Genomic DNA, 15,227 nt, shown 5'->3' on the forward strand with positions numbered 1-15,227 from the left:
AAACAAACGCCGGCAGGTCGTTTTGATGAGCATCTCAAAACGACCTGCCGGCGTATCTTGGTTACCGGGAATTAATTATTGTTCAACTGTTTCCAGCACCAGACTGGTATTCGTGAATCTGGCATTGTTGATCAGCGCCGGGGTACACTCAATTACCACCCAGATAGCCAGGCTAAGATAAACCAGGGCGAGGGCGGGGACCACCACATTAGTTCCGACCGGCATCACAAAGACGCCATTAACAAAGGTGTAGGAGGCAAAAATATTGACCAGCGCCCAGATACTCATCGCCAGCATAAAGAGCGCCGGGATGAAGGTGGCCAGCCAGGCTTTGCCGTATTTAGAGGTGCGCTGGAGCCAGACGGTGATACCGACCAGTGCCAGTGAAGCCAGCAGCTGGTTGGAAGCCCCGAAGGTTTTCCAGAAGAGACTCCAGATGGCCACCGGTTTCCCGGTTGGATCGGTTAAGCTGATGGACATCAGCGTCAGCGGAATCCCGCCGATCAGCAGGGTGGAAATGATCCGTCCCGACCAGCCTCTGATATGGGTGATTTCCTGAAAAATATAGCGGCCCAGACGGGTGCAGACATCCAGGGTATCGTAAACGAAGGTGGTAAAGGCCATCAGCCCAAAGGAAATACCAAAGGCCTTGCTGATGCCGACGAGGGCCATGAATGAACCTAGGCCATTGGCGTAGATAAAATTGGGTGACTTGCCGAGCAGGGCATCGCCCTGGGGCAGGATCATCACCGTTGACAGGGCAATCAGCGCGACCACTGCTTCGGCTAACATGATCCCGTAGCCAATCGGTTTGGCATCACTTTCTTTGGCTAATTGTTTTGAGGTGGTGCCGCTGCTGACGAGACTGTGAAAACCCGAACAGGCCCCGCAGGCGACGGTGATAAACAGCATCGGGAACATCGGCCGCCAGAATTCAGCGGACCCGAGGACACTGGTGAAACCGGGATACTGGACTTGAAAGCCGCCAAAGATAACGCCGATAAAGGAAAAGATCAGGGTGATATATAAGAAATACCCGCCCAGGTGACCCCGCGGCTGCAATAAGGCCCAGACCGGCACGATCCCGGCGATAAAACAGTAGGCGATAATCACCAGATTCCAAATTTTCTGGGCATCCTGGGGGGTGTTCAGGCCTAACACCGCCTGCAGATCGAAGGGGATGTATTGCCCAATCCAAATCGAAATCCCCACTAAGGGAAGAAAAATAAGGGTGGCCACACTGAGTTTCATTTTGGTGAATTTCAGTAAAAACCCCATGATCACCGGCAGAATCAGGTATAAAATGGAAGAGGTGGCGGTGGCCCCGCCCCCGATTGATTTGCCGTCAGCCAATTCCACGCTATTAACAAATGATGCGGTGGTAATATCGGTAAAGGCGACAATAATCATAATCAGGGTAAAGAAAATAAAAACATTAAACAGAATCCACACCCGCATCGACACGTATTCCTTCATGGTGTCGGCAATCCCGTTGGCTTTATGGCGAATCGAGGTGACCAGCGAGCCCATATCATGAACGCCGCCGATAAATACGGTGCCAATCAGGATCCAAATCAGGGTCGGTATCCACCCAAAAGCAATGCCGGCGATAATCGGGCCGGTGATCGGACCGGCAGCGGCGATGGCTGAGAAATGCTGCCCCGCTAAATATTTTGCATCCGTTGGCACATAGTCGACACCGTCTTCCATTTCCACCGCCGGCACCACGTTTTTATCGTCAAGTGCAAAGATCTTCTGCGAGATGAATTTTCCGTAGGTAAAGTACGCAAGGATCAGAAACAGCGTACCGCCACCAACAATCAATAGTATATTCATTCAAAACCTCCTTCTTTTTTGTCAATCCCGATAAATATTATTACTTACTAAAAATAACTTTATATTCATTTTTTGTCAATGTTTATTCAATAAACATATTAAAGATGCTATAATAATTTAGCAGCAACAGGGCCGGGCTCAGCCTAACTCGAGAGGCCCTGGTAACCAGGGAGACTAAACTCATCTTAACGGGTGAGATAATTATTTGCTTTGATTATTACCTATTGCGGCCTGATTTATCTCAAGAATGAGGCCGAACGGCTAGGCTTATCAGCGTGTCGGCAAAAAGTGAGTTGGGCGGGAAGGTTGGCGCCAGGAACACTTAACTTATCGGAGCTTATCAAATAAGAATCGGAGCTTGAGTATAAAGCTCAAAAATAAATACAAAAGGAGAATCACATGAGTAAGATAGATTTACATGTTCATACACGGGCAAGTGGCGATGGCGAATTGACAGGGGAAGAAATAATTCGGCTTGCAGTCAAGGAAAACGTAGCGACATTGGCAATTACCGACCATGATTCAATCGCAGAAGTGAAAAATGCAATGTCCTGGGGAGCACAGCTTGGTGTTGAAGTGATACCGGGTACAGAGGTTTTCTGTAGAAACAAAGATAAACTGGTTCACATGCTGGCGTATTATATCGAATTAGATGATTCAGCCGTGTCTAAAATCATTGATAAGGTTCATCGCGACAGGAAGCGATGGGTTAAAGCTCAAATTGAATTATTGAGAGAGCATGGAATTTACGCAACCGAAGAAAATGTCTATGAATTTTGCCAGGAAACGCCTCCTTTACCCGCTGCTATCGCATATGCTGTTTTTAAAGATGAAAGAAATAGTGAAAATCCTCTCGTTGTTGAATATAAAATCGGATATAAAAACCCCGTGATTGAATTTGTCAATCGCTTTTTATTCCTGGGGAAACCGTTTTTTTCACCGAATTATATTCCCGAAACAAATGAGTTTATTGAAGCAGTACGTCTTAGCGGTGGCGTTCCAATATTGGCACATCCAGGATACAGTCAAATGGAAGTGGATTTTGACAATACCGAATTTATTGATGATTTAGTCCAACAGGGGATTTCAGGGGTAGAAGCTTACTATACAACACATACAGCAGAAGAGACCCAAAAATACTTGGAATATTGTGAAAAACATCATCTCATTGTTACCTCCGGCAGCGACTTTCATGGAAAATTTAAACCATCCATCGCCTTGGGGCAATTAGGCACGACAGATTATAAGATCATTGAAAGATTAAAACGAGAAAGAGATAAAATTCGCAAAGAATTAAGCTGATCAGGTTGCAAATGTACGGCTAAATGAAATTCCATAACAATTTGCAGTTTTTTCATCAGCATTAGAAAGAAGGTATCAGATGAAATTTAAGAAGCGTATTATTTGGCTCATCATGGTTATCATTTTTTGCGCTTTACCGGTCGGGGCGGTGGCCGCCAATCAGGGTATCCGGAGTTATGATCAAGTCGCGGATTTGGATCATGATGCGGCCATTGATGACGAAATCGTGGTGATTTATCAAGCTGACGGCGCGATTAAAGATCTGGGGCTGACGACCAGTCAGATCGCAGCCGGCGAAAAATTAAGTGATCAGGTTGATATTATCAAGGTCAGGGATGCGAATCAGGTCGATCCCCTGGTGGCCGAGCTGTTAAAGAATCCCCGGGTGCTGGCTGCTCAAAAAAATGCTTACCTCAAATTTTCAGCTTTGCCAGATGATTCAAAATTATCGGCAGCCTGGCAATTTGAAGCCATCGGCGCCGATCAGACCTGGGATCAGGTTAACAATCAGGAGACGGTTGTCGTGGCGGTTCTTGATACCGGTTTGAACAGCAACCACCCCGATATCATTGGCCAGTCCGTCGATGGTTATGATTATGTCACCGGCCAAACCGAGACCATTGATGTGGTGGGCCATGGCACTGCCATCAGTGGATGTATTGCCGCGATTGCCAATAATGAGATTGGCATCGCCGGCGTGGCCGGCAACGCCGATATTAAAATCGCCCCCTACCGGATTGGGGGTGAAACGGCCGATGATAATGAGGCCAACCTCGGTTATGCCTGTGCCGCCCTTTATAATGCCGCCAATCGCCCCGAGGTGCGGGCGATCAATATGAGCTTTGCGGGATATGAGGTGTCACCAGTGCTGGAGGCGGCTATCGCTTATGCGGCCAGTAGGGGCAAGATCTTAGTGGCGGCTTCCGGAAATGATGGCGCCGATCCCGAAAATGGCGGGAAAATTACGATTCCTTCGGCCTATGACGGGGTCATCTCGGTGGGGGCCACGGATCGCAATAATGTGATTGGCGATTTTTCCCAGTATAACGAAATGGTTGATCTGTGTGCACCAGGGGTTGAGACCACGACCCTGTGGGCCGAGGATGATTATATCACCGAGTCCGGGACATCCCTTTCATGTCCGGTTGTGACCGGCGCCGCTGCGGTACTGGTGGCCGCGGATCCGACCCTTACGGCGGCTGAGGCCGAGGCAATTTTAAAAGTCACGGCCATCGATCTTGGTGAAGACGGCCGTGACGATCACTACGGATATGGCCTGATTCAACTGGATCAGGCCCTGGCCCAGGTCACAGCGAAAGAGCCCGTGGTGACGACCGCCTATCGGACCCATGTTCAGAATAACGGCTGGCAGGCAATCGTAAAAAATGGCGAAGTCAGTGGCAGCGAGGGTGAAGCCCTGCGGCTGGAAGCCATCGAACTTACTGTCGATCCCGGCAACTACGATATTGGCGTCCGGTATCAAACCCATGTCGAGAATCAGGGCTGGCAGGATTTTGTGGAAAATGGCGCCTTAAGCGGCACGACGGGGGAATCGCTGCGCCTGGAAGCGATTAAAATTGAGTTAACCGGGGCTGATGCTGATCTTTTTGATATTTACTATCAGGTCCATGTCCAGAATAGCGGTTGGCTGGACTGGGCCGAGAATGGCGAACCGGCGGGAACCGAAGGCTTTGGTTACCGGCTGGAGGGAATCCGGATTCAGGTGGGGTTAAAAGGAAGTGCTCCCGGTTTGGAGTGATCACTCGATTTGTCAGTCCGGGTCGTTTGAAATTCAGGGAAAAATGAAAGGAAAAAATTATGAAAAGAATAACATTGGTTCTGGCTTTAATGGGGTGTTTGCTGCTGTTAACCGGTTGTGAAAGCGAAGCCGAAAAAGTTTCTTACAATTTGTCGCAACAGGCGGATAACTTTAATGTGATTCGGCAGTTAACGGTGATCAATTGTATTGAGGGCGACGTTTTGTTTCAAATGACCGGCAAAATGTCAATTACCGCCGATACCGAAGACAATCAGTTGGAGGTCATCGTTGAAGATGAAGACGGCAGTTACAAAAAACACTATATCGGGTTAAGCGACAACGTCACTTACGTGCTGGAAGATTTAGGGGAGAACAATGTTTCGAAATATAAATATACGCTGAATTACAACCCTAAAATGTGGATTCCCGTTGAGGTTCAGACCATCGATTAGGTGGTCAGAGCCGCTGTGCGGTGGTGTCATGGTAAACAATGCCAGGATAAGCATCAACTGATTTCAAAAAACAAAGGAGATGAAATGAAAAACAACAAAGCGATCCCAAAACTGGCCCTGCTGATGGTGCTCCTGATGCTGGTCAGTTTAACCGGCTGTGCCAATTCACCGGCGGGAAAAACTGGTAAACCGAGTGTGTCCGAGGACTTCTATGGCGCCATTAATGCGGAGCTGCTGGCGGAAAAGACGATCCCGGCCACCGCCGGAGCATGGGACTACTTTTACGAATTAAATGAAAAAACATCCGGGCAGCTCCAGGGGATTGTCAGTGAGTTGGCCGACAGCGGCAAAAGCTATCCCCAGGGCAGCAGTGAACAAAAAATTAATGATCTATATGCCTGCGCCATCGACCTCGACGCCCGCAACGCCCAGGGTCTGACGGCGATCACGCCCTATCTGGAGCAGATTGACGCCGCCCAAAATCTCGATCAGTATCTGGAGGCATTGATGGCCTTGTCAGCCATTGGGGAGTCCAGCCTGATCCGTTACGGTTATTATCAGGATGATATGAATTCGGACACGCTGATGGTGGGCTTTGAGTCGATGGATGCCTTAATCGGCAAAGAATACATGGAAGACCCTTCGATGCAGGAATATTGCGACGCCTATAAAGGGTACATCGCAAAGATGCTGGTGCTCAGCGGGGAGGACCAAGCGGCGGCCGAAAAAAATGCCGCCGCGGTTTATGACTTTACCAGCACCGTAGCCGCCCAGGCCCTGGCCCCGGATGAATTTTATGACCCGGAGCACTACTATAATGTCTATAGCTATGAGCAATTGCTGGCCCTCTATGGCAATCTTAACATGGCCAAATATCTGGCCGCCCAGGGCCTTGGCAGCGGGGATCACTATGTGGTTTTTGAAGTGGACGCCATCAAACAGCTCAATGCGCTGTTGACTGAAGAAAACCTGCCGGTGCTGAAAGCCTATACCAAATTTGTGGTCTTAAATGATCTGGCCGACTATGCCCCGGTGGCGTACAGGGATCTTAAACTGGAGATGGCCATGAAACTGGAAGGCTCGACGGAGCAAAAAACTGCCGAGCGGCTGGCCTTTGATGAGGTGGAAAGCCTGCTGGAATGGGAGTTTGGCAAGATCTATGCGGAAAAATATTTTAATGAAGCAGCCAAGCAGGATGTTAAAACGATGGTGGCGACGATCATTGCAGAATACCAGACCATCATCAATGACCAGGATTGGATGAGTCCGGAGACTAAAGCGAAAGCGATTCTGAAGCTGGACACCATGGCTATAAAAATCGGTTACCCTGATCAGTGGCCCACCATCGGCGACCGGCTGATGGTGCAGTCGCCCCAGGACGGCGGTACCTATCTGGCCAATGTGGTGGCTCTGAAGACGGCGACCCGACAATATGACGATGATGAATATAAAAAAGGCGTCAACCGGGAGCAATGGTATATGACTCCCCAGGAAGTTAACGCCTACTACAATCCGGCCAATAATGAAATCGTCTTTCCGGCGGCGATCTTACAGGCGCCATTTTTTGATGAAGCCCAAAGTAATGGCCAAAACCTCGGCGGCATCGGCGCTGTCATCGCCCATGAAATCAGTCATGCCTTTGATAAAAACGGCTCGTTATATGATGAAAAGGGCAATTACCAGGTCTGGTGGACGGACGCCGAATATCAAAAATATGATCAGTTGTCCCAGAAAATCATTGACTATTATGGCAACTATACCATTTCCACCGGCGAAGCGGTTAATGGCACCCTGACCCTGTCAGAAAACATTGCCGATCTGGGAGCCCTGCAGACGGTGACGGCGGTGGCCGAAAAACAGGGCGAAGACCTGGCCGATGTTTATCGCAACTGGGCCACGATCTGGGCCAAACTGGCAACCCCGGATCTGGAAAAGAATTATTTATTGACCGATGTTCATGCCCCCTCGCCGGTGCGGGTCAATGCCGTGCTCAGTTCAATTGCTGCCTTTTATGACAGCTATGGGATTAAAGCAGGCGATCCGATGTATGTCGCCCCGGATGACCGGGTGGCGATCTGGCAGCCAAAAGCAACACCATAAGCAGCATCAGGCCAAGCAGATGTGATTTATCAGCGCAACTTAACGCGTCAGTTCAACCTCAGTAGCAGGTCATTTTTTAGAGACGTTTCGTTTGCCATATTCCAGGCAACACACTTGGAATTGACATTTAAAACGTCTCACTATTATTGCTTGTTTTTTATCAACGCATTGAGTTCGCCAGCTTTTTTCTTAGCATCGATGGTCGCGTAGAGATAGAAGGCAATGGTGTGCAGGATCAGTGAAAGGATCAGCATGCCGGGTATCCACGGGGCAATAAAAGTAAACATCTCCGCTGAGAACAGCCACACGGCGGTTAAGCCGCCGGCAATATTTAAAAAAGAAGTGATCAGAATATTGGTGATTGGTTTGAAGGTCAGGTAGTTCCATAAACCGCTGTAAATGACCCCAAATAACAGCGCAATAATCGTCGCAATGCCGATTAAGTTCCACAGATAGGTCAAGGCGATGGTTTGACCGTTGAAGAAAATACTCAGCAGCAGGGTGATCCAGACCGTGGTCACGGCGAATACTTGAAAGAACGATTGTTTTAAATTTTTGATCATGAGAGAGCCCTCCTAAAATTTTTAATGTAATGCCGGCTGATAAAATACGTGGAACCGTCAGTTAAGGTTAGTTCAATTCTGGCATTGGTGGTGGGTGCAAAGTGGTTGACGGCTTTGATATTGATGAGCGTTTGGTTGTTGATCCGGATAAAGCCATCGTTGATGAAATCGGCCTCGGCATATTTTAGCCGTTTGGGGTATAAATACAGCGCCCCGGTATCAAGTCGCAAATTGCACATCCGCTCTTCTGATTCAACAATCAGGACGGCCCGAAGCGGCACCTGGACATTACGGTTATTGATGGAATTAATGGCGGTGATGCTTTTTTGCTGCAGGGCCATGGCCGTCTCAAGCTGTTGTTTTAGCCCCTGCTCCTGGGGATGGGTAAAAATCAGCGCCGTTTCAGCAGCGATTTTGGGATCGGTTTTAAAAATCAGTTTCATGCGTTTCCCTCCTTCTGGTTCTATACTAAAGCAATTTTTTATTAATAACCAGTTTTTTTCGTTGTGATGCAAAATTGCGACAGTTTCTTGCAAAAACGCCGGGTCTTGGCGGTATTTTGCGGAGCCAAGGGGCCTGGCAAAAAATGACAGGTGATATGAGAAACGCCCCATATCACCTGTCATTTAAAAACTTACAGCTTGAATAAATCGGTACTGAGATATTTCTCGCCCCGGTCGGGGAAGATTACCACAATCACCCCGGTATCAATTTGTTTAGCCACCTCGGTGGCGGCATACATCGCCGCGCCACTACTCATGCCAACAAAAATTCCTTCCTGCTTGACAATTTGACGGGCAAAATCAAAGGCGATCTCTGATTCCACCATGATATGTAAATCAATGGCATCGGGTTGGTAGAGGGCCGGCACAATGGCTTCCTCCATGTTTTTGAGGCCCTGGATGTAATGACCGAGGACCGGCTGGGCTTCGACGATTTTAACCTCGGGATTATGATCCCGGAGGCCCATGCCCACCCCCATAATGGTGCCGGAGGTTCCCAAAGAGGAAACAAAGTGGGTCACCTGGCCCTGGGTTTGGGCCCAGATTTCCTCGGCGGTGGTGGCATAGTGGGCCAGCTTATTATAGTGATTGCTGAATTGATCGGGATTAAAATAACGCTCCGGATATTCGGAAATCAGTTGCCGGACCTTGCGAATGGCCCCATCGGTGCCTTCGGTGGGGGAGGTCAGGGTAACGGTGGCACCAAAGGCCTGAATCATCTTCCGGCGTTCGATCGAGACGGCTTCGCTCATGACGATTTCCAGCTGATAGCCCTTGACGGCGGCGATCATCGCCAGCCCAATCCCGGTATTGCCGCTGGTTGGTTCGATAATGATCTTGTCTTTCGTTAAAACACCTTCAGCCTCGGCCTGTTCGATCATTTTCAGGGCAATCCGGTCTTTAATACTGCCGGTGGGGTTAAACCCTTCAAACTTGGCCAGGATTTCCACATTGGGGTTGGGATTTAAATGATTAATCCGAACCATCGGCGTTTGGCCGATGGTTTCTAAAATATTATTATAAATAAGTTTCTGCAATTGCGTTGTCCTTTCTGTGATAGTATCAGTGCATCGCTTTATTATAGTATAAAAATAAGAAGAAAAACAACCATTTATAAAAAATGGTGAAGCCAGCACGCATCCAATCAGCAGACCAGATGGGGCCATCAGAATTAGCGGCGACCGCAGCACGCCGTTACATGAGGCGTTTTATTAAACAATAAAAGAGAAGAGGTAAACAATGGATCGTGATATTTTGTATCGTAGTGAGAAATTTATTTTTTCCTATCGCATCGCCGGGGTGCTGGTGCGGGATCAGAAAATACTCCTGCAAAAACCAGCCAATTATGATATTTACTCGCTTCCCGGTGGCCATGTGCGCAGCGGTGAGACTTCCCAGGAGGCCTTGATGCGGGAATTTAAGGAAGAAATCAATGCCGATATCAACGTCGAAAAATTGCTTTTTGTGGGCGAGAACTTTTTTCCCTGGGGCCAGCTGCCCTGCCAGCAAATCAGTCTGTATTATCAGATTTCCTTACGGGATGCGACGCAAATTCCGTTAAACGGTGTGTTTAAGGTGATCGATGAACTGGAAAATCAGCAAATTGAGCTGGATTTTTGCTGGATTCCCTTGTCCGAGTTAAAAAATATAAAGCTTTATCCTGCGAATCTGATCGACGATTTAATCACCATCCCGGACCAGATCAAGCATTTTGTTTTCAAGCAGCCGCTTTAATCGGGGCAATAGCATGACGATAAGATTCATCGCAAGAAACCGCAAAATAATTTCTGGCGGGGTTTTGGACAGGCTCAAAGGGTAAAATTTAGCGCCATATTAGCGCGTAATCAGAAATATTTGATTGCGGTTAACGGGGCCGCTGTTTGTTGTTAAGAAAGTGTTAAGTTAGAAAAAAGACCGGGAAAAGTGAGGGCAACTTTTTTTATCACAAAGCGGAAATCGCAACACAGGGGGCTTTTAAGAATCGCTCAGCAGCACAAGCGGGTTTTTGCTGATTTTGATAACTTAATAGCACCTTAAAAGAGCATAAAGCGGATTGTGCCTAAGTTAAGACACGACCACTGATCATCACGAAAATCACATTGATTCCACCAATCATCAATTTAATATAGCACCCAAAGAAATGATACATACTGAGTTAAATTGGGCCAGAGAGCCACTAAGATACCGGATGTTTCTTAAAATTATCGTCATGATTATGACTTTTTTTAAGAGCATCCGGTTTTTTTGTGACCGGGGGCCCGGCTGGTGGGATCGCCAGAAGTAAAACAAAACAAAAATATAAGAAAAGAGGAACAACAATGAAGCAACTAGCAAATGAAAAACTGGTTTATCAGACCCTGATTGACATCGGGCAGCTGGCGGCTTATCTGGACGGCGCGACGATGGTCGCCTTTGATTTTGAGACCGCCCCCCAAGCCAGGTTCGGGGACGTGCCCGAGGCGGCGCTGGACCCGCATCAGGCCGAAATCACCGGGATCTCGCTGGCGGTGCTGCCGCTGCTTAAAAAAACCGTCTTTGAAAACCCCGGCTGTCTCAAAATTGCCCACAATCTGGCCTTTGAAGCCAAGTTTTTGCTGGCGGCGGAAATTGTCCTGCAGCCGCCGGTTTTTGACACCATCGCCGGGGTGCGGGTCGATCAGCCGCAGCTTAAGCAAAACCGGGCCATCGCCGCCGCTGCCCTGACGGCCCTGCGGCAGCAGCTGGAGCATCCGCGGCAGCGGGTGGTTAAGGTGGGGGCCAATGCCGCGACCAATGATTTTAAAGCCTATCTGTTTGAGGATCTGGGCCTGCCAGTGTTAAAGACCACCGCCACCGGCAAACCCTCGGTGGACAACGAAGCCCTGCTGGCGCTGCTCGATTATGCCCAGGCAGCGGCGCCGGAGGTGCTTGACTATCTGGCTCTGGTGGCGGATTTCAGGCGCATGTCCAAGCTCGATAAAACCTATCTGGTCGGGCTGGGATCAAGAATCAATCCTGCCACGGCCGCCCTCCACCCCCAGTTTTTGCCGCTGGGGGCGGAAACCGGGCGCTTTACCAGCGTTCACCCCAATTGTCAGAATCTGCCGGCGGGCGCCATCCAGGGGATCAGCGTCCGTGATCTGCTGGTGGCCCGGCCCGGCAAAACCCTGGTGGCCCTGGACTACAGCCAGATCGAGCTGCGGATCGGGGCCTGGCTGACCCGGGACAAGCAGATGATGGCGGTTTATCGCCATGGCGGCGATATTCATGCCATGACCACCGCCGGGGTTTATGGCATCAGTCTGGCCCAGGCCAGTGACAAAAACGAGCCCCGGTACAAGGAGCGGCGCGCGGTGGCCAAAAATATCAACTTCGGTATTTTTTACGGCCTCTATCCCAAGGGCCTGCAGCGGATTCTTAGGCTTAAGGCCGGCCTGAACCTGAGTCTGGAAGCCTGTGAGTCGATGATCTTTAACATTCATCTGGCCTACCCGGGGCTGGCGCCGTGGCAGCAGGGGGTCATCCGCCAGGCCAGCTATGATGAAAAAATGGCCACCGCCCTGGGCCGGCAACGCTGTCTGCCGGGGATCAATGACCCCGATGAGGCCCTTGCCAGCCAAGCCCGCCGGGCCGCCCTGAACCACCCGATTCAGGGCACTGCAGCGGATATTTTAAAACTGGCGATGGCGCGGCTGCTGCCGCTGCTGGCGGGCAACCCGGCGATCACGCCACTGCTGACGGTTCATGATGAGCTGGTTTTTGAGGTCGATGACGCGGTGCTGACCCCCAGCATTGCCCGTCTTAAAGAGATAATGGAAGCGCCGCCTTTTCCCGGTTTTGATCTGCCGCTGGTGGTGGAGGTATCGGTGGGGACCCGCTATGGCAGCCTGACCCCTATGGGGTGGCGGCTGACGGTGGCCAGGCAGCGGCCTGAGCGGTGACGATGGCGGGCGGGTACGGTCCGCCCTGACACAATAAGGCGTCAGGTTGTGGTTTGATTTTTACGTTACTGCAAATTTCCGGCTGGTCGGGGCGCTTCGTAGCCGCCCCGTGTAGGCATCCCGGCATCCTTTTTATATTCCTCGTATTGGGGTCTGTCCCCGCGAGATAAATTTCAAAATTTCAGGAGGTTCTCATGGATTCACCCTTAACCCTGGCTGAGCTCAAGCCAATTACCCTGACCCCGGCCCAATTTCTGGCCGCCTTTCACCCCGGCCCCTACCATTTGCGGAGCTTTGCCGATGGCGGCGGCGGGGGCGGCAAGAACTACCAGGTCAGTGCCGCCGAGTTGGCCAGCGATGACTTTCTGGCCAAGCTGCATCTGGCCAACCAGGCCGACCGTCAGGGGATCTTTTTTGTGGTCAACCCCGGCGGCCCCCGGGATGACGCCATTGTCGATGTGACCGCTCATTTTGTGGAGGCGGATGATCTGCCGCTGACCGAGCAGTATGAAAGTCTTTTGGCCTTCCCGCTGGCCCCCTCGATTATTGTCAAAACCCGGAAGTCCCTGCACAGTTACTGGCTGCTTAAAAAACCGGACGAAATGGGGGAGTATCCCATCGAAGCTAAAAATAGAGGCAAAAATAGCGCTGATAGTGGGGAAGCATATCAAACTTTGGCGCCAACTGCCGGTGATCCATGATTTGTCGCGTGATTATCGCGGTTATAGCAGCGCTGCCACCGATAAAAAAATCGCCCAGTTTTTAAACACCGGCGCCGGGCCGATGAGCTGCGAAACCCTGCGCAGCTGGGGCTATCAGTGTCCCCGACTGGGCAGCTGTGGGGCCCAGGCACCCCGGCAGCTGGGCAAGACCCCGCTGCAGCTCTGGTACGTCAAAAAGGCCAACGGCTATCTGCTGATTCCCGAAACCTGCGCCCAGAAAGCCTTTGTCCTGGTGGGAGCCGGCGGCGCCGGCAAATCGACGCTGCTGGCGGTGGCTCAGGAGCTGCTGCTGGGGTCGGCCAATGTTTCTAATATTCCCTGGCAGCAGCTGGGCGACCGCTTTAAAACGGCCGAGCTGTTCGGGATGCTGGCCAATATCTTTGCCGATCTGCCGTCCAAATCGTTTGAGGACAATGGCCTCTTTAAGAGCATCACCGGGGAGGATTTCATCACTGCCGAGCGCAAAAACAAGGACCCGTTTTCCTTTAAAGCCACCGCCCGGCTGGTCTTTTCCTGCAACAATCTGCCCCGGAATCTCGGCGACCGCTCCGAGGCCTTTTACCGGCGCCTGATCATCGTCCCCTTTTTGTCGCCAAAACCCCCGGCGCAGCGGGATCTCCACCTCAAGGCGAAGCTGCGGGGGGAGGCCGCCGGGATTTTAAACTGGGCGCTGGCGGGACTGGCCCGGTTACAGGCCAACCACTATTGTTTTTCCCCATCGGACCCCAGCGCTGCGGCCCTGGCGGCCTACCGGATTGCCGGCAGCTCGGTGCTGTCCTTTGTCGATGAGCGCTGCGCCCTGGCCGCCGCCAGCCAGGCCCCGGCCACCGTGCTGTTTCACGCCTATCAGTATTATGCCCAGGAATCGGGACTGCGGCCGGTTAGCCAGAAACGGTTCTGGATGGAGTTAAAAGAAGCTTTTCCGGAGCTGGAAAAAATCAGGGATACGGTCTCCCGGCGGGCCCTCTACACTGGGATTGCGCTGTTGGAGATTGAGGAGGTCGCCTAAAAACCTCAAGTGGCTATAAAAACCACCTTTTTCTTTGCCGCCCGGCAAAAATTTTAACAAAAGCGGAGGGGTTTTTTAGCTTGTTAAAGCCATTCGAAGGGATCGGAGGGGTTGTTCCTATTATGGCGGAAAATTGATCAAATTTTTTTTATATCACCAGCGGATTCCCGGGGCCAAATCCCTCCACCCCTCCGAAAATGACCGGTCCGGTGGACCGGGAAGGATTGCGTTTTAGTCACGATAGTGGTGTTTAAAAGCGGATCTGCCTGTCCGCGCTGGCGTGAGCGCAACGTTCCGGGCGATCAATCAAGACCAAGGGTTCAGACCCTCGCCGCGACAAAATAATCCCTGACGCTACTGCATGGTATCGATAAAGCTGCCAATTTTCAGTTCATCGAGGCCCTTCGCAAGCGCCCCCAACCAACACCAGCTTACCGCGCGCAAAATGGCAACATCACCCCGTGGCAGTGAGGGCCTGATGGCTTGATCGATAGCCCTGCGGTGTTTTTAAATCAACCCCCTTAGGGGCACAAAATATCAAGGAGGACACCATGAAAACCTTAAAACACCAGATCACGATGCTGAACGGTCAGATTTTTCGCAACACCCAGTACCGCCGCCACTACCAGCAGCGGCTGGCCCTGATCGACAGCGACACCCTGACCACGAGTTGCCGCTGCCAGCAAAGAATTGACAGCCTAACCCGGCAGATTGCCGCCGACCGCTGCCATATCGAAACCCTGCAGGCCCGGATGATCGCCCTGATTGAAGGCCTGGCCGACCACCGGATTCAGGAAATCCTGACCCGCCGTTACGTTAATGGCGAATCCTTTGACGCCATCGCCGCCGCCATGCATTTTGATGTCCGCTGGATTTACCGGCTTCATCAGCAGGGGCTGCGGCTACTGGGTCCGCTGGAAGCGGCGTGAGCGCAGCGGCGGGGCCACCCGGTCAAGTCGGGTGGGGGGCACTTAAAGCTAGATAATTTAAAAATCAGCAAAATAATAGTTGACAAATAAAGGAATTGGAGTAGAATAAAATTAACCTTATACCATACCAAG

At 50.9% G+C, this 15,227-nt stretch carries 13 protein-coding genes; 9 read left to right on the forward strand and 4 right to left on the reverse strand.

Annotated features, from left to right (window positions below; genetic code table 11):
* Positions 1-75 precede the first annotated feature (75 nt).
* Positions 76-1,836 carry a carbon starvation protein A gene (locus tag ACEW8F_RS06455; protein ID WP_373482651.1) on the reverse strand — a complete coding sequence of 587 codons (1,761 nt, stop codon included), beginning with the start codon at positions 1,834-1,836 and terminating at the stop codon, positions 76-78.
* Positions 1,837-2,235: 399 nt separating this feature from the next.
* Here ACEW8F_RS06455 and ACEW8F_RS06460 point away from each other — a divergent pair, with 399 nt between their 5' ends.
* The 4 genes from ACEW8F_RS06460 to ACEW8F_RS06475 all read left to right on the forward strand — a co-directional run bounded on the left by ACEW8F_RS06460 (position 2,236) and on the right by ACEW8F_RS06475 (position 7,449).
* Positions 2,236-3,138 carry a PHP domain-containing protein gene (locus ACEW8F_RS06460; protein WP_373482652.1) on the forward strand — a complete coding sequence of 301 codons (903 nt, stop codon included), beginning with the start codon at positions 2,236-2,238 and terminating at the stop codon, positions 3,136-3,138.
* Between the two features lie 79 nt (positions 3,139-3,217).
* The gene (locus ACEW8F_RS06465) at positions 3,218-4,897 is read left to right on the forward strand and encodes a S8 family serine peptidase (RefSeq protein ID WP_373482653.1); all 1,680 of its coding nucleotides are present in this window, start codon (positions 3,218-3,220) and stop codon (positions 4,895-4,897) included.
* A 59-nt stretch (positions 4,898-4,956) separates the two neighbouring features.
* On the forward strand, positions 4,957-5,349 hold the full coding sequence (locus tag ACEW8F_RS06470) for a hypothetical protein (protein WP_373482654.1): 393 nt from the start codon (positions 4,957-4,959) through the stop codon (positions 5,347-5,349).
* Between the two features lie 84 nt (positions 5,350-5,433).
* A complete protein-coding gene (locus ACEW8F_RS06475; RefSeq protein WP_373482655.1) occupies positions 5,434-7,449 on the forward strand; it encodes a M13-type metalloendopeptidase in 2,016 nt (671 codons plus the stop codon).
* 143 nt (positions 7,450-7,592) lie between these two features.
* Here the strand turns inward: ACEW8F_RS06475 and ACEW8F_RS06480 are convergent, their stop codons facing one another.
* From ACEW8F_RS06480 to ACEW8F_RS06490, 3 genes are all read right to left on the reverse strand, one after another.
* Positions 7,593-8,012: a hypothetical protein gene (locus ACEW8F_RS06480; protein WP_373482656.1), complete on the reverse strand. Its 420-nt coding sequence runs from the start codon at positions 8,010-8,012 to the stop codon at positions 7,593-7,595.
* The gene (locus ACEW8F_RS06485; protein WP_373482657.1) at positions 8,009-8,455 is read right to left on the reverse strand and encodes a LytTR family DNA-binding domain-containing protein; all 447 of its coding nucleotides are present in this window, start codon (positions 8,453-8,455) and stop codon (positions 8,009-8,011) included. Before ACEW8F_RS06485 ends, ACEW8F_RS06480 begins: the two co-directional genes overlap by 4 nt.
* A 191-nt stretch (positions 8,456-8,646) precedes the next feature.
* Complete coding sequence (locus ACEW8F_RS06490; RefSeq protein WP_373482714.1) at positions 8,647-9,540, reverse strand: PLP-dependent cysteine synthase family protein; 894 nt, start codon at positions 9,538-9,540, stop codon at positions 8,647-8,649.
* 214 nt (positions 9,541-9,754) lie between these two features.
* On the opposite strand from ACEW8F_RS06490, the gene ACEW8F_RS06495 reads away from it, so the two are divergent.
* From ACEW8F_RS06495 to ACEW8F_RS06515, 5 genes are all read left to right on the forward strand, one after another.
* Positions 9,755-10,249 (forward strand): NUDIX hydrolase, encoded by a 495-nt coding sequence (locus tag ACEW8F_RS06495; RefSeq protein WP_373482658.1) that lies wholly within the window; start codon positions 9,755-9,757, stop codon positions 10,247-10,249.
* A gap of 584 nt (positions 10,250-10,833) precedes the next feature.
* Complete coding sequence (locus tag ACEW8F_RS06500; protein ID WP_373482659.1) at positions 10,834-12,435, forward strand: DNA polymerase; 1,602 nt, start codon at positions 10,834-10,836, stop codon at positions 12,433-12,435.
* A gap of 194 nt (positions 12,436-12,629) precedes the next feature.
* Positions 12,630-13,136 carry a hypothetical protein gene (locus ACEW8F_RS06505; RefSeq protein ID WP_373482660.1) on the forward strand — a complete coding sequence of 169 codons (507 nt, stop codon included), beginning with the start codon at positions 12,630-12,632 and terminating at the stop codon, positions 13,134-13,136.
* Position 13,137: 1 nt separating this feature from the next.
* Positions 13,138-14,166, forward strand: a complete 1,029-nt coding sequence (locus tag ACEW8F_RS06510; RefSeq protein ID WP_373482661.1) for a phage/plasmid primase, P4 family — start codon at positions 13,138-13,140, stop codon at positions 14,164-14,166.
* Positions 14,167-14,717: 551 nt separating this feature from the next.
* Positions 14,718-15,095: a hypothetical protein gene (locus tag ACEW8F_RS06515; RefSeq protein WP_373482662.1), complete on the forward strand. Its 378-nt coding sequence runs from the start codon at positions 14,718-14,720 to the stop codon at positions 15,093-15,095.
* Positions 15,096-15,227 lie beyond the last annotated feature (132 nt).

It is taken from the genome of Acetobacterium sp., from assembly GCF_041752335.1.
Taxonomy (GTDB): domain Bacteria; phylum Bacillota; class Clostridia; order Eubacteriales; family Eubacteriaceae; genus Acetobacterium.